The sequence below is a fragment of the Enterobacter sp. ECC-019 genome, from assembly GCF_043974075.1.
Classification (GTDB): domain Bacteria; phylum Pseudomonadota; class Gammaproteobacteria; order Enterobacterales; family Enterobacteriaceae; genus Enterobacter; species Enterobacter asburiae_D.
This window is the reverse complement of sequence record NZ_CP143759.1, coordinates 1,401,871-1,419,512: the sequence shown is the minus strand read 5'-3', so window position 1 is coordinate 1,419,512 and position 17,642 is coordinate 1,401,871. Positions and strand designations below refer to the sequence as shown.

Sequence of the window (17,642 nt, the reverse complement as noted above, 5' to 3'; positions counted from 1 at the left end):
GATTAACGTACCTTCAGCGTTGCCAGGCCAATCAGCACCAGCATCAGCGAAATAATCCAGAAGCGCACAATCACGCGCGGCTCCGGCCAGCCTTTCAGTTCATAGTGGTGGTGAATCGGCGCCATACGGAAGATGCGCTGACCGCGCAGCTTGAAGGAACCGACCTGCAAAATCACCGACAGGGTTTCAACCACAAACACGCCGCCCATGATCACCAGCAGGAACTCCTGACGCAGCAGTACGGCGATAATGCCGAGCGCACCGCCCAAAGCCAGAGAACCGACGTCACCCATAAAGACCTGCGCCGGATAGGTGTTGAACCACAGGAAGCCCAGCCCCGCGCCGACGATCGCCGTACAGACGATCACCAACTCACCCGCGTGGCGCAGATAAGGAATGTGCAGATAGTTCGCAAAGTTCATGTTACCGGTCGCCCACGCCACCAGCGCAAAACCAGCGGCCACAAAGACGGTTGGCATAATGGCCAGGCCATCCAGACCATCGGTCAGGTTAACGGCGTTGCCGGTACCGACAATCACAAAGTAGGCCAGCAGAATGTAGAACAGCCCCAGCTGTGGCATCACGTCCTTAAAGAACGGCACGACCAGCTCGGTGGCTGGCGTATCTTTCCCGGCCAGATACAGCGCAAAGGCCACCCCCAGCGCGATCACTGACATCCAGAAATATTTCCAACGCGCGATCAGGCCCTTAGTATCTTTGCGAACGACTTTTCGGTAATCATCCACAAAACCGATGATCCCGTAACCCACCAGTACCGTCAGAACGCACCAGACGTACGGGTTGGAGGGATACGCCCACAACAGCACGGAAACGACGATGGCGGTCAGGATCATGATCCCGCCCATGGTCGGCGTGCCGCGCTTGCTGAAGTGCGATTCCGGACCGTCGTTACGTACAACCTGGCCGAAAGAGAGTTTTTGCAGACGGGCAATCATGCGCGGGCCCATCCACAACGAGATGAACAGCGCAGTCAGCAGGCTGACGATGGCGCGAAACGTCAGATAGGAAAAGACGTTAAAGCCTGAATAATATTTGACCAAATGTTCGGCCAGCCAAACTAACATGTCCCGTTCTCCTGTAATGCGTGCACAACCTCTTCCATGGCGGCACTACGTGAACCTTTCACTAACACAGTCACAATTTGTTTTTCTGTCATCAGCGCCTTAAGGCGCGCTATCAACGCGGTTTTATCAGCAAAATGCTCGCCAACGCCGCTGGCATGGCTAATCGCCTGGCTCAGTTTTCCCGCGCTCAGCACGCAGTCCAGCCCCGCCGCTTTCGCCGCTTCACCGACCTGGGTATGACAGGCTTCGCTTTCGTCGCCCAGCTCTGCCATATCGCCAACCACCATGATGCGGTAGCCCGGCATTTCAGATAACACCTGCACCGCCGCCGTCATCGAGCCAACGTTAGCGTTGTAGGAGTCATCCAGCAGCAGCTTGTTTTCCGAAAGCTGAATCGGGAACAGGCGTCCCGGCACGGCTTTCAGGTTCGCCAGCCCGGTTTTAATCGCTTCATGCGACGCGCCCACCGCCGTCGACAGCGCCGCCGCCGCAAGCGCATTGGCGATGTTATGACGACCCGGCAGTGGCAGCAGCACATCGACGCCACCCGTTGGGGTGGTGAGGGTGAACTCCGTGCCGTGCGACGTCACATGGATATTGGTCGCGGTAAAATCACTGTTTGCCGCATTCGGCGAGAAGCGCCAGGTTTTACGCGAACCAATAATGCTCTGCCAGTTCAGCCAGTCGTTGTTGTCGGCGTTCAGGATGGCGATACCGTCATCCGGCAGACCGGTGTAAATCTCACCTTTGGCTTTCGCTACGCCTTCCAGCGAGCCAAAGCCTTCCAGATGCGCAGCCGCGAGGTTATTTACCAGCGCAGCTTCCGGGCGAGTCAGGCTCACGGTCCAGGCGATTTCGCCCTGGTGGTTTGCCCCTAACTCGATCACCGCAAATTCATGTTCTTTGGTGAGGCGGAGTAATGTCATCGGCACGCCGATGTCATTATTGAGGTTGCCCGCGGTATAAAGCGTATTCCCGCACTGGCTGAGGATCGCCGCCGTCATTTCTTTCACCGACGTTTTGCCTGATGATCCCGTCAAGGCGACAACGCGCGTAGGGACCTGCTGACGAACCCAGGCGGCCAGCTCACCGAACGCGAGACGCGTATCTTTCACCACAATTTGTGGCAGATCGATATCGAGCCTGCGGTTGACCAGTAGCGCACCGGCGCCGTTCTCTTTGGCCTGTTCAGCAAAATCATGCGCGTCAAAACGCTCGCCTTTCAGCGCCACAAACAGACAGCCTGCGGTGATTTTGCGGGTGTCCGTCGTTACGGCATCAATCGTCAGGTCTTGTCCGTGCAGGTCGCCCTGCAGGATGGCAGCGGCCTGGCTTAAGGTGATGCTAATCATGCCACGACTCCCAGCAGACGAGCTGCCGTGACGCGGTCCGAGTAGTCCAGACGGCGATTGCCAACGATCTGATAATCTTCATGGCCTTTACCCGCCAGCAGGACAACATCATTCTCCCGCGCCTGCATGATGGTGTTCGTCACGGCTTCCGCACGGCCTTCCACCACGCGAGCGCGCCCCGCGTCCAGCATGCCCACCAGAATGTCATTGATGATGGCGCGCGGCTCTTCCGTACGCGGGTTGTCATCGGTGACTACAGGAATATCTGCGAACTGCTCGGCAATAGCCCCCATCAGCGGGCGTTTGCCTTTGTCGCGATCGCCGCCGCAGCCAAACACGCACCAGAGCTTCCCAGTGCAGTGCAGGCGCGCCGCCTCCAGCGCTTTTTCCAGCGCATCCGGCGTGTGGGCATAATCAACCACAACGGTCGGTTTGCCCGGCGCGCTGAACACTTCCATACGGCCGCAAACCGGCTGCAGCCGCGCTGAGGTTTTCAGCAGTTCAGCCATCGGATAACCCAGCGCCAGCAGCGTCGCCAGCGCCAACAGCAGGTTGCTGACGTTAAAGGCGCCCATCAGGCGGCTTTCAATTTCGCCTTCACCCCAGGAAGAGGCAAAGCGGATTGTCGCCCCGCTGTCGTGGTAATTCACCGCAACCGCCTTCAGCCAGCGGCCGTGGCAGTTCGGATTGATATGGTCTTCCATCGACACCGCAACCGCATCCGGCAGCTTCGCCAGCCAGCGGCGGCCCACTTCGTCATCGGCGTTGATGATGGCTTGTCCGTAATGGTGAGTAGAGAACAGCAGCCATTTCGCGGCTTCGTAATGCTCCATATCACCATGATAATCAAGATGATCGCGGCTCAGATTGGTAAACACTGAAGCGGCAAATTTCAGCGCCGCGACGCGGTGCTGTACCAGACCGTGCGAAGAGACTTCCATTGCAGCAAAGGTTGCCCCCTGCCCTGCCAGACCGGCAAGCACGTGCTGTACGTCTACCGCCGAGCCGGTGGTGTTTTCCGTCGGGCTCACTTTGCCCAGCAGGCCGTTACCCACGGTCCCCATCACCGCACCGGTTTCACCCAGCAACTGGGCCCACTGCGCCATCAGCTGCGTGGTGGTGGTTTTACCGTTGGTACCCGTCACGCCAACCAGGCGCAGCTGGTCGGAAGGTTCGTGATAAAAACGTCCCGCCAGCGCGGAAAGACGCTCGTTCAACTGGCTGAGATAGATAACCGGCACACCGTGCATTTCACGGATCTCACCGTCGGTTGCCTCATCTTTCGCCTCAGCAATAATGGCAGCCACACCTTGCGCAATCGCCTGCGGGATATAACGACGCCCGTCCGCCTGATGACCGACCACCGCCACAAAAAGATCGCCAGAAGCAGCCACGCGGCTGTCCAGTACCATCTCTCGCAGTGCTCGCTCCGGTGCATTTGGCACCCACGGAGCGAGAAGGTCGCGCAAATTACGATCTGCCACCTGTACCCTCGCCTTGATTAATTACAAATTCACTTTTTTCGCCCGTCGCCAGCGCATCTGGTTCAATGTTCATGGTGCGTAACACGCCGCCCATGATAGCCCCGAACACAGGCGCGGAGACGGCGCCGCCGTAGTATTTACCCGCCTGTGGATCGTTTATCACGACCACCAGCGCAAAACGCGGATTGCTTGCAGGCGCAACGCCTGCGGTGTAGGCAATGTATTTGTTGATATAGCGGCCGTCCGGCCCTACTTTTTTCGCCGTACCGGTCTTGATGGCGATGCGATAACCTTTGATTGCCGCCTTCACGCCGCCGCCGCCGGGCAGCGCCACGCTTTCCATCATATGAACAACAGTACGGACGGTCGATTCCGGGAAGATACGCTCACCGGGAACCGGTGGATCAACTTTGGTAATCGACAGAGGACGATAAACGCCATAGCTGCCGATCGTTGCGTAGACTCGCGCTAACTGTAACGGTGTCACCATTAGCCCGTAGCCGAAAGAGAAGGTGGCCCTCTCTATGTCAGACCACCGTTGTTTTTGAGGATATAAGCCACTGCGTTCTCCGACCAACCCCAAATTGGTCGCCTTTCCAAGCCCAAAACGTGAGTAAGTCTCTACTAACGCTGAGGACGGCATCGCTAACGCCAGCTTTGAAACACCGACGTTACTCGACTTCTGTAACACCCCGGTCAGGGTCAATTCGCTGTAGCGCGCCACGTCTTTGATTTCGTGACCGTTAATTCGGTAAGGAATGGTATTCAGTACGGTGTTTTCATTAACAATACCGCGCTGAAGTGCCGTCATGACCACCATCGGCTTAACGGTCGAACCTGGTTCGAACACGTCGGTGATGGTACGGTTACGCATAATATCCTTCTGCGTACCGGTAAGATTGTTAGGGTTGTAGGACGGGCTATTGGCCATCGCCAGCACTTCACCCGTGTTGACATCAACTAACACGGCGCTGCCCGATTCCGCTTTGTTAAAGGCCACGGCGTTGTTCAGCTCGCGGTAAACCAGCGCCTGTAACCGCTCATCGATACTCAGCGCAAGGTTGTGTGCGGCCTGGCTGTCCGTTGAGGAAATATCCTCAATAACGCGACCATAGCGGTCTTTACGCACAATGCGCTCGCCGGGCTGGCCGGTCAGCCATTTATCAAAGCTTTTTTCAACGCCTTCAATCCCCTGGCTATCAACGTTAGTAAAGCCAATGAGGTGAGCGGTTACTTCGCCGGATGGATAGTAACGACGGGATTCTTCACGCAGGTGGATCCCCGGCAGCTTCAACTTCTTGATGTAGTCCGCCATGTCAGGGTTCACCTGACGCGCCAGATAGATAAAACGCCCTCTCGGGTTGGTATTCACGCGTGAAGCTAACTGGTCCAGCGGCATCTTCAGCGCGTCCGCAAGGGCCTTCCAGCGGTTATCAAGCGTGATACCGCCAGCGTCGTGCAGCTCTTTCGGATCGGCCCAGATAGCCTTCACCGGCACGCTCACCGCCAGCGGACGACCCGAGCGGTCGGTGATCATCCCGCGGGATGTCGACACTTCCTGGACGCGCAGAGAGCGCATATCGCCCTGACGTACCAGCATGTCTGGGGCGACGATTTGCAGCCAGGCCACGCGTCCCAGCAGGAAACCCAGCGCCAGTAAAATGCAGCCGCAAAGCAACGCAAAACGCCAACTGATAAAGTTGGCCTGTTCTTCCTGACGTTTTGGTTTTAGCGTTTTTGCCGCTGCTTTCATGCGTCGCGTTTTCCCTTATTTTTGTACTACGATATTTTCCTGCGAAGGATCAACATGCTGCAGCTGCAGCTTTTCCGTTGCGATCCGTTCAACCCGGCTGTGATCGCCGAGCGCGTTTTCTTCAAGGATCAAATTTCGCCATTCAATATCCAGCGCATCGCGTTCCAGTACCATCTGCTCGCGTTGCGCAGTCAATAAACGTGTATGGTGGGCGGTGGTCACCACCGTAACTGCCGTGACAATGATGCAAATGAACAGACAGAGTGGCAGTTTCCCAAACCGCAAAAGATCGTCGCCGATCACGCCAGGCAAGGCATGGCGCTCGTTGCTTCCTAACGAATCCTTAACTTTGCTTAGGGTCTCTGTCACTCTGCCGATCATGCGTTCGTCCTCTCTGCAACACGCAGCACTGAACTACGGGCGCGTGGATTCTCTGCCACTTCTTCTTCGCCCGGCATCAACTTGCCTAATGCTCGCAACTGACGGCCACCCAGCTTCCTGAGTTGTTCTTCCGTCATCGGCAACCCCGCTGGCACCTGTGGACCGCGGCTTTGTTCACGCATAAAGCGTTTCACAATACGGTCTTCCAGCGAATGGAAGCTGATGATGGATAACCGCCCACCCGGGGCCAGCACGTCGAGCGAGCTTTTTAGCGCCAGCTCTATTTCCTCCAGTTCACTGTTTACCCAGATGCGAACCGCCTGGAAGGTACGGGTCGCGGGATGTTTGTGCTTATCCTTCACCGGTGTCGCCGCCGCGATCACTTCGGCCAACTCTTTGGTGCGGGTCATTGGCTCAATGCGATTGCGCTCAACGATGGCGCGCGCAATACGTTTGCCAAAGCGCTCTTCGCCGAACGTTTTGATGACCCATGCAATATCGGCTTCGTCAGCGGTCTGTAACCACTCAGCGGCAGACTGACCGCGCGTCGGGTCCATCCGCATGTCCAACGGACCATCACGCATAAAGGAGAAACCACGTTCAGCATCATCAAGTTGGGGTGAAGAGACGCCAAGATCGAGAAGAATCCCGTCGATCTTGCCCGTCAGGCCGCGCTCAGCGACATAATCCGCGAGCGCAGAAAAAGGTCCATGCACGATGGAAAAGCGTGGGTCATTGATGGTCTGTGCAACGGCAATAGCCTGCGGATCGCGATCGATTGCCAGCAGGCGTCCTTCCTCTCCAAGCTGGGAGAGAATCAAACGCGAGTGACCACCGCGACCAAACGTGCCATCAATGTAGATGCCATCCGGACGAATATTCAGGCCGTTAACGGCCTCGTCCAGTAACACCGTTTTATGTTTATAATTTTCCATCATATTTATAGAGACAAGTCCTGCAGCCGTTCCGATAATGTCGCGGAATCAGACTGCTCAGCGTCGATATCTTCCTTGACCTGTTGATACCAGGTCGTTTCATCCCACAGTTCAAACTTGTTGAACTGCCCGACCAGCATCACTTCTTTGGTCAGACCGGCATGTTGCCGCAACACAGGGGCAATCAGTAATCGCCCTGCGTTATCCATCTGACATTCACTGGCATGTCCCAATAACAGCCGCTGTACGCGGCGTTCCTGCGGGTTCATGCTCGACAGTCGCGACAGCTTTTGCTCAATAATTTCCCATTCAGGCAAGGGGTAAAGCAGCAGGCAGGGGGAGTTAATGTCAATGGTGCAAACCATTTGACCCGCAGCGTTCTCAATCAGCTGGTCGCGGTATCGGGTTGGTACCGATAAACGCCCTTTGCTGTCGAGATTGACTAACGTTGCTCCACGGAACATGCCAGTCTCCCCCCTCCTCACCACTTTAACCCACAAATTCCCACTTAAAGGAGTTTACGGAGCGAGGGAAAAGCTTGTCAAGCCAGGACTATCCCTGTGAGGACTCGAAAGCCCTCTATTTACAGAGATAAACAGTCCTGGTTAATAACTGCACAACTGGCGAGGCAAAATTAACGTTATGAATATTTGTAAGAAAAAAACCGAATATGCACACTAGCGTTAAAGCTCACTCAATATCATCGCAGATAAATATAAAGTGTCAGTTTGCGACGCGGGCAGCATTTTATGACAGATTCTCAGGGGATAACAGCGCCAGATTCACCCAGGCACCCGGTAAGCGCAGCGGTTGCCACGTAAGCTGGCAAAGGAGGAGGAAAAACGTCTGAATATTCATCGACCGAAGAGGGTTTGTAACAAAATAATACAAAGAATGCTGTTTAAAATCGCCCGGACGTTCTTTAAAGGACAATTTAAAAGCCAGAATGAATTAAAAAAAATAGGTGATTATGATCCCTCAAGAATTATCCTAATTTCTCTCCGGGAATTATCTGCACGAATTATTGCAACAAAATGGGGCAGATTTCGCCGCCCCAGTCATATCATTTTTGGCGGCTTAAAATTCCGCGATGGTAGAGATTACGTTTGATACGCGTGAGGCCCGGCTTCGGCTTGCGCGGCTCATCCAGGCTTGCCAGCACAATCTCAAGCACGCGTTCAGCCACATCACGGTGACGCTGTGCTACCGCCAGCACCGGGCACTGGAGGAAGTCGAGCAGCTCGTTATCCCCGAACGTGGCAATCGCCAGGTCGGAGGGCAGTTTACCTTCACGGCGTAGGGTCACATCCATGACGCCCTGCAAGAGCGCGAAGGACGTGGTGAACAGCGCCTGAGGCATCGGATGCGTTTCCAGCCATTTCTCGAACAGCTGCGCGGCGGCTTCGCGTTCGTAGCTGTTGGCATAGAGGTAGTGAACCTCGCGCGGATCGTCTTTCCAGGCGGTTCTAAATCCCTGCTCGCGCAGGAAGCTCACGGAAAGCTCGGGCAATGCGCCAAGATACAGCACCGTTTCCGCCGGGAATGTCCGCAGCTCTGCGGCCAGCATTTCTGCATCATCCTGATCCGCACCCACGACGCTGGTGAAATGCTCGCGATCGAGCGCGCGATCCAGCGCAACGATTGGGAACGGGTCGTTCGCCCAGCGCTGGTAGAACGGATGTTCTGGCGGCAAGGAGGTCGACACGATGATGGCATCCACCTGGCGCTGGAGAAGATGCTCAATGCAGCGCATCTCGTTGTCGGGCTGGTCTTCCGAGCAGGCAATCAGCAATTGATAGCCGCGCTGGCGCGCCTGACGCTCAAGATAGTTGGCTATACGGGTATAGCTGGTGTTTTCCAGGTCAGGGATCACCAGACCAATAGAGCGGGTACGCCCGGCACGCAGACCGGCTGCGACAGCATTCGGATGGTAGTTATGCTCACGAACCACCGCCATAACTTTTTCAACGGTCTTGTCGCTGACACGGTACTGCTTTGCTTTACCGTTAATCACATAGCTGGCCGTTGTTCGTGACACGCCGGCTAGCCGGGCGATTTCATCCAGTTTCACAATTGCCCCTTAAAAAAAGAAAAGAGTCCATGGCCCTGTCAAGGTTATGGTTAAATCTTTTAACATCTAAACGCAGAAAAGCCTTCGCGGCAACCGCTTTTATCTGCGTTGTCGGCTGATTACACAAAAAAAAGCCCGGCTTTGGCGACCGGGCAGAAAGAGGCGAACCTTTTTGACAACTAACGCATGATTTTCTCGCCGCGTGACAGACCTACTACACCCGATCTCGCCACCTCGACAATTTTTGCGACGTCCCGCACGGACGCCAGGAAAGCATCCAGCTTGTCGCTCGTCCCGGCCAGCTGAACCGTATAAAGAGAAGGCGTTACGTCGATAATCTGTCCGCGGAAAATATCCGCATTACGTTTAACTTCATCACGCCCGTAGCCACTGGCCTGGATTTTCACCAGCATAACCTCACGTTCAACGTAGGCTCCCTGCCCCAGCTCACTCACGCGCAGTACGTCGACCAGCTTATGCAGCTGTTTCTCAATCTGCTCAAGCACTTTGGCATCGCCGACGGTTTGGATCGTCATGCGCGACAGCGTGGGGTCTTCCGTCGGGGCAACGGTCAGACTTTCAATGTTATAGCCGCGCTGCGCAAAAAGGCCAATGACGCGCGACAGTGCGCCAGACTCGTTTTCCAGTAAAACAGATAATATCCGGCGCATATCAGGTTCTCTCCGTTTTGCTTAACCACATTTCATCCATACCACCACCACGAATATGCATCGGATAAACGTGCTCGGTTCCATCAACAATCACATCCATAAAGACGAGGCGGTTGTTTTTAACGTGCTCAAGCGCTTGTGCGAGCTTCGTTTCCAGCTCAGCCGGATCGGTCACCCGCATGCCTACATGGCCGTAAGCTTCAGCAAGACGAACAAAGTCCGGCAGCGATTTCATGTAGGACTGAGAATGACGGCCAGAGTAGATCATATCCTGCCACTGCTTCACCATACCGAGATACCCGTTATTCAGGTTCAGCACCAGTACCGGCAGTTCATACTGCAGCGCGGTAGACAGTTCCTGAATGTTCATCTGAATGCTGCCATCTCCGGTCACGCAGACGACGGTTTCATTCGGCAACGCCAGCTTCACGCCCAGCGCGGCAGGCAGACCAAAGCCCATGGTTCCTAAACCACCGGAGTTGATCCAGTGTCGCGGTTTATCAAACGGGTAATACAGGGCGGCAAACATCTGGTGCTGCCCCACGTCTGAGGTCACGTACGCCTCACCTTTCGTCAGTCGCCACACCGCTTCGATGACCGCCTGCGGCTTAATGTTTTCACTTTGCGTGTCATATTTCAGGCACTGACGCGCGCGCCACTGTTCAATCTGCTGCCACCAGTCGCGAATCTCATCCAGCGGCTGGGTTGCACTCTCCTGGGCCAGCAGGTCCAGCATTTGCTCCAGAACCTGACGGGCATCACCGACGATCGGCACATCAGCCGATACCGTTTTTGAAATTGACGTCGGATCGATATCAATGTGCAGCACGGTGGCGTTCGGGCAATACTTCGCCAGGTTATTGGTGGTGCGATCGTCAAAGCGCACGCCGACGGCAAAGATGACATCGGAATGATGCATCGTCATGTTGGCTTCATAGGTACCGTGCATACCCAGCATCCCCAGCGCCTGACGATGGCTGGCAGGAAACGCCCCCAGCCCCATCAGTGACGACGCAACGGGAAGGTTAAGCTTTTCAATCAGTTCACGAAGCTGGACTTCACAGGCAGAGTTGATCGCCCCACCACCGACATAGACCACCGGTTTTTTGGCAGCCAGCAGCGTTTGCAACGCTCGCTTGATCTGGCCTTTATGCCCCTGCGTTGTTGGGTTATAAGAGCGCATGCTGACCGATTCCGGCCAGACATAAGGCAGCTTGTTTGCCGGGTTCAGGATATCTTTAGGCAGATCGACCACCACCGGTCCGGGACGCCCACTTGCCGCCAGCCAGAAGGCTTTTTTCAGTACGCCGGGAATGTCTTCTGTTTGCTTGACCAGGAAGCTGTGCTTCACAACGGGACGCGAAATCCCGACCATGTCGCACTCCTGAAACGCATCGTAGCCAATCAGTGAGGTTGCCACCTGCCCGGAGAGGATCACCAGCGGGATAGAGTCCATATACGCTGTCGCAATGCCGGTAATGGCGTTTGTCGCGCCGGGGCCGGACGTGACTAACACCACGCCCACTTCACCCGTCGCACGCGCCAGGCCGTCAGCCATGTGCACTGCCGCCTGCTCGTGACGTACCAGAACATGGTCAATGCCCCCTACCGTATGCAGCGCATCATAAATATCGAGGACCGCACCGCCAGGGTAGCCGAACACTTGCTTTACGCCCTGATCGATCAGCGACCGAACGACCATTTCCGCGCCAGACAACATCTCCATGCTTTGCCTCCAGGCATTTTGTTATAGACGGAGTGCCGAATTCATTTCCGCACCGTCTTACGATTGGGGTAAACCAATCTTATATTTTGCAGAGTGTTCTTTACCTTAACCGCTCGTTATGAGGCAGGCAATTAGCAAACCCGGGGAGATAAACGACGCGTAAAGCAGAAAACGCAGCCGTTAACAGAAGATATGGTTAATTCCTCTGGGAATAGAGGATGAGGTGATAAATCATCGCTGAAAAGCGCGACAATGCAGGAAATCATCTATTTTTGCGTGCCGGAGAGCAGCCCGAAAAAATTCACCACAGAACAAAATAGCAATTATCTAAAAAAACTCAGGATAAATCACATAAACCGATGCAATTTATCCTGATGCGTTTACCGGCGGCAGATGTTAACCAGCAACTCTTCCATCCACTGATGTCCTTTATCCCGGCCCGCCGCTTCATGCCAGGAAAGATAACAGGTACGGCTATTTAGCTTGAGCGGCAGAGGCAATATTTGCAGATTTAAAGGGTCAGAAAACTCTTCTGCAAGCCAGCGCGGCGCAATCGCCACAAGCTGCGTCTGGGAGACCACGTTTAATACGCTGACCATGGCCATGCCCTGATAAGCCACACTCGCCTGCTTATCCGCGGTGTCATACCACGGCAGGCTAAAGGAGGCATATCTGTCCAGTGCAACAACAGCATGCTGCTCGTTGTAAACATCGTTTTCTCGCAGCGGAGAATTCAGGCGCGGATGCTTTTTACTGGCAACCAGAACCATTTCATCTTTAAACAGCGGCACGCAGGAAAATTCTGGACGACGAAACTCTTCATATCCCAGAACAAATTCAATCTCCTGATAGCGCAACTGATGTTCCGTGTTTTGATTCAGGGATGATTTAAAAACAAGATTGATATTTGGTGCGATCTCTTCAATTTTATTATAAATAATCGACGTTAAATAATTATCTAATGGGCTACAGACGCAAAGATGGAATACGCGCTCACTGCTTAAGGGTTCAAAGCCCGACCCCGGCAGTTCGTTTTGTACCAACTGCAACGCCTGGCGGATGGAGCCAAACAGCTGGAATGCACGCGCCGTAGGCTGGATACCTCTCCCGTAGCGAACAAATAATTCGTCGTTAAACATGACCTTAAGTCTGGCAACGGCATTACTCACGGCAGGTTGCGACATCCCCAACGTTTGGGCCGCGCGGGTGATATTCTGTTCCTGCATGACAGCATCAAACACCGTCAGAAGATTAAGATCCACCGTGCGTAACTGCGGTTTAATCCCATCAGCAGCTTGAGGCTGTTTAATATTATTTTCTGGCACTTCTGACTCCACTGTCACGCTACACTCCCTTTGCCATCGTACGGTAATAATCTCGGAAAATATGATTTACCATGCAAATACGATCAGCGAAAGCGAATCACTTAAAATTCGGAATATATAAAGACTCTATATAAACGAAAATTAATGAGCGCAAATGATATGTTTGACTTTAGGATTTAAATGAAACCATAAACCAAACAAATATACAATTGCCATCAGGTTAATGATGACTTAAGTATTATTAAACTGTTATTGCTAACGCCCTACAGTTAGTTAACAACCTGTTATCTCTGTTCACTTTTCAGCGTTCTGAAATAGATTCACTGCATTTATAACTTAATGATATCAAAACCCTTTAAGCACAAAACATCCTCTTCAAGACATTCCACTCATTTTTAAACAATTAAATTTATTTGTTTCTGCAACTCTTTTCTTCAGTCCAAAATTAGACAATTAGTCGGGTCGCGAAAGCGAAAACCAGCACAATTAGCTAAAGTGGATACCCTATAGATTCCGTCCGTCGGGCCCGTTTTCATCGTCAGGGGTTGACATGAACGGCCGTATCCAGTACCACTAAAAGCATATTGAATTTAACGGAGCACGATTCATGATTCGCACCATTCGTTTCACCGGTCTACTACTACTAAACGCATTCACTGTGCGCGGTAGACTGGCGGGCGAAATTCAGCGTTGAATCGTCACCAGTAAGACTAAAAACCCGCGCCACTGCGCGGGTTTTTTTATGCTCGTAGCAAGGCGCCCTAAGACTGACAAGGACCTAACCCATGAGCCAGCAAGTCATTATTTTCGATACTACTTTACGTGACGGTGAACAGGCATTACAGGCAAGCCTGAGTGTAAAAGAGAAACTGCAGATCGCGCTGGCTCTCGAACGTATGGGTGTCGACGTGATGGAAGTCGGTTTCCCGGTCTCGTCTCCGGGCGATTTCGAATCCGTCCAGACTATCGCTCGCACCATTAAAAACAGCCGCGTGTGTGCCCTGGCGCGCTGCGTAGAGAAAGACATCGACGTTGCCGCCGAGTCATTGAAAGTCGCCGAAGCGTTCCGTATCCACACCTTTATTGCGACCTCGCCTATGCACATCGCAACCAAGCTGCGCAGCACGCTGGATGAGGTGATTGAGCGCGCAGTCTACATGGTTAAGCGTGCACGCAACTATACCGATGACGTTGAGTTCTCCTGTGAAGATGCGGGCCGTACGCCAATCGAAGACCTGGCGCGCGTCGTAGAAGCCGCCATCAACGCGGGCGCGAAAACCATCAATATCCCGGACACCGTCGGCTACACCATGCCGTTTGAGTTCTCCAACATCATCACTGGCCTGTATGACCGCGTACCGAATATTGATAAGGCAATTATCTCCGTCCACACTCACGATGATTTGGGTCTGGCCGTGGGCAATGCCATCGCCGCCGTCCACGCCGGGGCGCGCCAGGTAGAAGGCGCGATGAACGGTATCGGCGAGCGCGCGGGCAACTGTTCGCTGGAAGAAGTGATCATGGCGATCAAAGTGCGCAAAGACATCATGGACGTGCACACCCGCATCAATCACAACGAAATCTGGCGCACCAGCCAGACCGTCAGCCAGATTTGCAACATGCCCATTCCGGCTAACAAAGCGATTGTCGGCACCGGCGCCTTCGCACACTCCTCCGGTATTCACCAGGATGGCGTCCTGAAGAACCGTGAAAACTACGAAATCATGACCCCGGAATCCATCGGCCTGAATCAGGTGCAGTTGAACCTGACCTCCCGTTCCGGCCGCGCGGCGGTTAAGCACCGTATGGAAGAGATGGGTTATCAGGACAGCGATTACAACATGGATCAGCTGTACGACGCGTTCCTGAAACTGGCCGACAAAAAAGGTCAGGTGTTCGACTACGACCTGGAAGCGCTGGCCTTTATTAACAAGCAGCAGGAAGAGCCAGAGCATTTCCGTCTGGATTACTTCAACGTGCAGTCCGGCTCCAGCGACATCGCCACCGCCTCGGTCAAACTGGCCTGCGGTGATGAAATTAAAGCAGAGGCCGCGAACGGTAACGGCCCTGTCGATGCCATCTACCAGGCGATTAACCGCGTCACCGAGTACGACGTTGAGCTGGTGAAGTATGACCTGACGGCCAAAGGCCACGGCAAAGATGCACTCGGTCAAGTCGACATTGTTGTTACCCACAACGGCCGCCGCTTCCATGGCGTGGGCCTGGCGACCGATATCGTTGAATCCTCCGCGAAAGCGATGGTGCATGTTCTGAACAACATCTGGCGCGCCGCCGAAGTCGAAAAAGAGTTGCAACGCAAAGCTCAGAATAAAGAGAACAACAAGGAAACCGTGTAATGTCGAAGAATTACCATATTGCTGTGTTACCGGGCGACGGTATTGGTCCGGAAGTGATGGCACAGGCGCTGAAAGTACTGGAAGCCGTTCGTTCGCGTTTTGCGATGAAAATCACCACCAGCCACTACGACGTGGGCGGTATTGCGATTGATAACCACGGTACGCCACTGCCGAAAGCGACCGTGGAAGGTTGCGAAAATGCCGATGCCGTTCTGTTTGGTTCCGTCGGTGGCCCGAAATGGGAACACCTGCCGCCAGCAGAGCAGCCAGAACGCGGCGCGTTGCTGCCGCTGCGTAAACATTTCAAGCTGTTCAGCAACCTGCGTCCGGCGAAGCTGTATCAGGGTCTGGAAGAGTTCTGCCCGCTGCGCGCGGATATCGCCGCCAACGGTTTCGACATTCTGTGCGTGCGTGAACTGACCGGCGGGATCTATTTCGGTCAGCCAAAAGGGCGCGAAGGCAGCGGACAACATGAGAAAGCGTTCGACACCGAGGTATATCACCGTTTCGAAATCGAACGCATCGCCCACATCGCGTTCGAGTCGGCGCGTAAACGCCGCCATAAAGTGACCTCCATTGATAAAGCGAACGTACTGCAGTCTTCCATTTTGTGGCGCGAGATCGTCAGTGAAGTTGCTAAGCAGTACCCGGACGTCGCGTTGTCGCACATGTACATCGACAACGCGACCATGCAGCTGATTAAGGATCCGTCCCAGTTTGACGTGCTGCTGTGCTCCAACCTGTTCGGCGATATCCTCTCTGACGAGTGCGCGATGATCACCGGCTCCATGGGGATGCTGCCCTCCGCAAGCCTTAATGAAGAGGGCTTTGGCCTGTACGAGCCTGCGGGCGGCTCCGCACCGGATATAGCAGGCAAGAACATTGCCAACCCGATTGCGCAGATCCTCTCCCTGGCCCTGCTGTTGCGCTACAGCCTGGATGCAGGCGATGCGGCAACCGCAATTGAAAACGCCATTAACCGGGCGTTAGAAGAAGGCGTCCGTACCGGCGATTTAGCACGCGGCACGGCGGCAGTCAGTACCGATGAAATGGGCGACATTATTGCCCGCTATGTCGCTGAAGGGGTGTAATCATGGCTAAGACGTTATATGAAAAGTTGTTTGATGCGCACGTTGTTTACGAGGCGCCAAACGAAACCCCGCTGCTGTACATTGACCGTCATCTGGTACACGAAGTGACCTCTCCCCAGGCATTTGACGGCCTGCGCGCGCACAAGCGCCCGGTACGTCAGCCGGGTAAGACCTTCGCGACGATGGATCACAACGTTTCCACCCAGACCAAAGACATTAACGCCTCGGGTGAGATGGCGCGTATCCAGATGCAGGAGCTGATTAAGAACTGCAATGAATTTGGCGTTGAGCTGTACGACCTGAACCATCCGTATCAGGGCATCGTCCACGTGATGGGGCCTGAGCAAGGGATTACCCTGCCGGGTATGACCATCGTCTGCGGTGACTCCCATACCGCGACCCACGGCGCGTTTGGCGCTCTGGCATTCGGGATTGGCACTTCCGAAGTGGAACATGTGCTGGCAACGCAGACCCTGAAACAGGGCCGCGCCAAAACCATGAAGATTGAAGTGAAGGGTAAAGCCGCACCGGGTATCACCGCAAAAGACATCGTGCTGGCCATCATCGGTAAAACCGGCAGCGCAGGCGGCACCGGTCATGTTGTTGAATTCTGCGGTGAAGCCATCCAGGCGCTGAGCATGGAGGGGCGCATGACCCTGTGCAATATGGCCATTGAGATGGGCGCAAAAGCCGGTCTGGTCGCCCCGGATGACACCACCTTTAACTATGTGAAGGGTCGTCTGCACGCGCCGAAAGGTCAGAATTTTGACGACGCGGTCGCGTACTGGAAAACCCTGAAAACCGACGATGGGGCAACGTTTGATACGGTTGTCACGCTGCAGGCTGAAGAGATTGCGCCTCAGGTGACCTGGGGCACCAACCCGGGTCAGGTGATTTCCGTCAATGACGCCATCCCCGATCCGGCCTCTTTCGCCGATCCGGTCGAGCGCGCCAGTGCGGAAAAAGCGCTGGCCTATATGGGGCTGAAACCCGGCGTGCCGTTGACCGATGTCGCCATTGATAAGGTCTTTATCGGTTCCTGCACCAACTCCCGTATCGAAGATTTACGTGCCGCCGCCGAAATTGCCAAAGGCCGCAAAGTGGCGCCAGGCGTGCAGGCGCTGGTGGTTCCTGGCTCCGGTCCGGTGAAGGCCCAGGCGGAAGCCGAAGGGCTGGATAAGATCTTTATCGAAGCAGGCTTCGAGTGGCGCCTGCCAGGCTGCTCCATGTGTCTGGCCATGAACAACGATCGCCTGAATCCGGGTGAGCGCTGCGCCTCTACCAGCAATCGTAACTTTGAAGGCCGTCAGGGCCGCGGCGGGCGCACCCATCTGGTCAGCCCGGCTATGGCCGCCGCTGCGGCAGTCACCGGCCATTTCGCCGATATTCGCAGCCTGAAATAAGGAGACAA

At 54.6% G+C, this 17,642-nt stretch carries 15 protein-coding genes; 4 read left to right on the top strand and 11 right to left on the bottom strand.

Features of this window, described 5'->3' with window-relative positions:
• Nucleotides 1–2: 2 nt before the first annotated feature.
• The 11 genes from mraY to leuO all read right to left on the bottom strand — a co-directional run bounded on the left by mraY (nt 3) and on the right by leuO (nt 12,801).
• Nucleotides 3–1,085: a phospho-N-acetylmuramoyl-pentapeptide-transferase gene (gene mraY, locus V1566_RS06590; protein ID WP_008501985.1), complete on the bottom strand. Its 1,083-nt coding sequence runs from the start codon at nt 1,083–1,085 to the stop codon at nt 3–5.
• On the bottom strand, nt 1,079–2,437 hold the full coding sequence (gene murF, locus V1566_RS06585) for a UDP-N-acetylmuramoyl-tripeptide--D-alanyl-D-alanine ligase (protein WP_395305398.1): 1,359 nt from the start codon (nt 2,435–2,437) through the stop codon (nt 1,079–1,081). The genes mraY and murF overlap by 7 nt, the downstream gene beginning before the upstream one ends.
• Entirely contained in the window at nt 2,434–3,921 is a 1,488-nt protein-coding gene (murE, locus tag V1566_RS06580) for a UDP-N-acetylmuramoyl-L-alanyl-D-glutamate--2,6-diaminopimelate ligase (protein ID WP_395305397.1), read from the bottom strand. The genes murF and murE overlap by 4 nt, the downstream gene beginning before the upstream one ends.
• Nucleotides 3,908–5,674, bottom strand: coding sequence for a peptidoglycan glycosyltransferase FtsI (locus tag V1566_RS06575; RefSeq protein ID WP_395305396.1), 1,767 nt, complete (start codon nt 5,672–5,674; stop codon nt 3,908–3,910). Before V1566_RS06575 ends, murE begins: the two co-directional genes overlap by 14 nt.
• Nucleotides 5,675–5,689: 15 nt before the next feature.
• On the bottom strand, nt 5,690–6,055 hold the full coding sequence (gene ftsL / locus V1566_RS06570; protein ID WP_008501989.1) for a cell division protein FtsL: 366 nt from the start codon (nt 6,053–6,055) through the stop codon (nt 5,690–5,692).
• The gene (rsmH, locus tag V1566_RS06565; protein WP_021240527.1) at nt 6,052–6,993 is read right to left on the bottom strand and encodes a 16S rRNA (cytosine(1402)-N(4))-methyltransferase RsmH; all 942 of its coding nucleotides are present in this window, start codon (nt 6,991–6,993) and stop codon (nt 6,052–6,054) included. The genes ftsL and rsmH overlap by 4 nt, the downstream gene beginning before the upstream one ends.
• Nucleotides 6,994–6,995: 2 nt before the next feature.
• Complete coding sequence (gene mraZ / locus V1566_RS06560; protein ID WP_021240528.1) at nt 6,996–7,454, bottom strand: division/cell wall cluster transcriptional repressor MraZ; 459 nt, start codon at nt 7,452–7,454, stop codon at nt 6,996–6,998.
• 599 nt (nt 7,455–8,053) lie between these two features.
• Entirely contained in the window at nt 8,054–9,061 is a 1,008-nt protein-coding gene (gene cra, locus V1566_RS06555) for a catabolite repressor/activator (RefSeq protein WP_008501993.1), read from the bottom strand.
• A gap of 179 nt (nt 9,062–9,240) precedes the next feature.
• Entirely contained in the window at nt 9,241–9,732 is a 492-nt protein-coding gene (gene ilvN / locus V1566_RS06550) for an acetolactate synthase small subunit (RefSeq protein WP_023334498.1), read from the bottom strand.
• Nucleotide 9,733: 1 nt separating this feature from the next.
• Nucleotides 9,734–11,458, bottom strand: coding sequence for an acetolactate synthase 3 large subunit (ilvI, locus tag V1566_RS06545; RefSeq protein ID WP_395305395.1), 1,725 nt, complete (start codon nt 11,456–11,458; stop codon nt 9,734–9,736).
• 380 nt (nt 11,459–11,838) lie between these two features.
• Nucleotides 11,839–12,801 carry a transcriptional regulator LeuO gene (leuO, locus tag V1566_RS06540; RefSeq protein ID WP_395305394.1) on the bottom strand — a complete coding sequence of 321 codons (963 nt, stop codon included), beginning with the start codon at nt 12,799–12,801 and terminating at the stop codon, nt 11,839–11,841.
• Nucleotides 12,802–13,390: 589 nt separating this feature from the next.
• Here leuO and leuL point away from each other — a divergent pair.
• From leuL to leuC, 4 genes are all read left to right on the top strand, one after another.
• Nucleotides 13,391–13,477, top strand: coding sequence for a leu operon leader peptide (gene leuL / locus V1566_RS06535; RefSeq protein WP_071787438.1), 87 nt, complete (start codon nt 13,391–13,393; stop codon nt 13,475–13,477).
• A 91-nt stretch (nt 13,478–13,568) separates the two neighbouring features.
• Complete coding sequence (gene leuA / locus V1566_RS06530; protein ID WP_395305393.1) at nt 13,569–15,140, top strand: 2-isopropylmalate synthase; 1,572 nt, start codon at nt 13,569–13,571, stop codon at nt 15,138–15,140.
• A complete protein-coding gene (gene leuB / locus V1566_RS06525; RefSeq protein ID WP_262803472.1) occupies nt 15,140–16,231 on the top strand; it encodes a 3-isopropylmalate dehydrogenase in 1,092 nt (363 codons plus the stop codon). The genes leuA and leuB overlap by 1 nt, the downstream gene beginning before the upstream one ends.
• A gap of 2 nt (nt 16,232–16,233) precedes the next feature.
• Nucleotides 16,234–17,634: a 3-isopropylmalate dehydratase large subunit gene (gene leuC / locus V1566_RS06520; protein WP_395305392.1), complete on the top strand. Its 1,401-nt coding sequence runs from the start codon at nt 16,234–16,236 to the stop codon at nt 17,632–17,634.
• Nucleotides 17,635–17,642: the final 8 nt, after the last annotated feature.

Excerpts from the sequence above, each read along its gene's own strand:
- mraY (WP_008501985.1), bottom strand. The coding sequence starts at position 1,085 with ATGTTAGTTTGGCTGGCCGAACATTTGGTCAAATATTATTCAGGCTTT.
- murF (WP_395305398.1), bottom strand. The coding sequence starts at position 2,437 with ATGATTAGCATCACCTTAAGCCAGGCCGCTGCCATCCTGCAGGGCGAC.
- V1566_RS06575 (WP_395305396.1), bottom strand. The coding sequence starts at position 5,674 with ATGAAAGCAGCGGCAAAAACGCTAAAACCAAAACGTCAGGAAGAACAG.
- ftsL (WP_008501989.1), bottom strand. The coding sequence starts at position 6,055 with ATGATCGGCAGAGTGACAGAGACCCTAAGCAAAGTTAAGGATTCGTTA.
- rsmH (WP_021240527.1), bottom strand. The coding sequence starts at position 6,993 with ATGATGGAAAATTATAAACATAAAACGGTGTTACTGGACGAGGCCGTT.
- mraZ (WP_021240528.1), bottom strand. The coding sequence starts at position 7,454 with ATGTTCCGTGGAGCAACGTTAGTCAATCTCGACAGCAAAGGGCGTTTA.
- ilvN (WP_023334498.1), bottom strand. The coding sequence starts at position 9,732 with ATGCGCCGGATATTATCTGTTTTACTGGAAAACGAGTCTGGCGCACTG.
- ilvI (WP_395305395.1), bottom strand. The coding sequence starts at position 11,458 with ATGGAGATGTTGTCTGGCGCGGAAATGGTCGTTCGGTCGCTGATCGAT.
- leuL (WP_071787438.1), top strand. The coding sequence starts at position 13,391 with ATGATTCGCACCATTCGTTTCACCGGTCTACTACTACTAAACGCATTC.
- leuA (WP_395305393.1), top strand. The coding sequence starts at position 13,569 with ATGAGCCAGCAAGTCATTATTTTCGATACTACTTTACGTGACGGTGAA.
- leuB (WP_262803472.1), top strand. The coding sequence starts at position 15,140 with ATGTCGAAGAATTACCATATTGCTGTGTTACCGGGCGACGGTATTGGT.
- leuC (WP_395305392.1), top strand. The coding sequence starts at position 16,234 with ATGGCTAAGACGTTATATGAAAAGTTGTTTGATGCGCACGTTGTTTAC.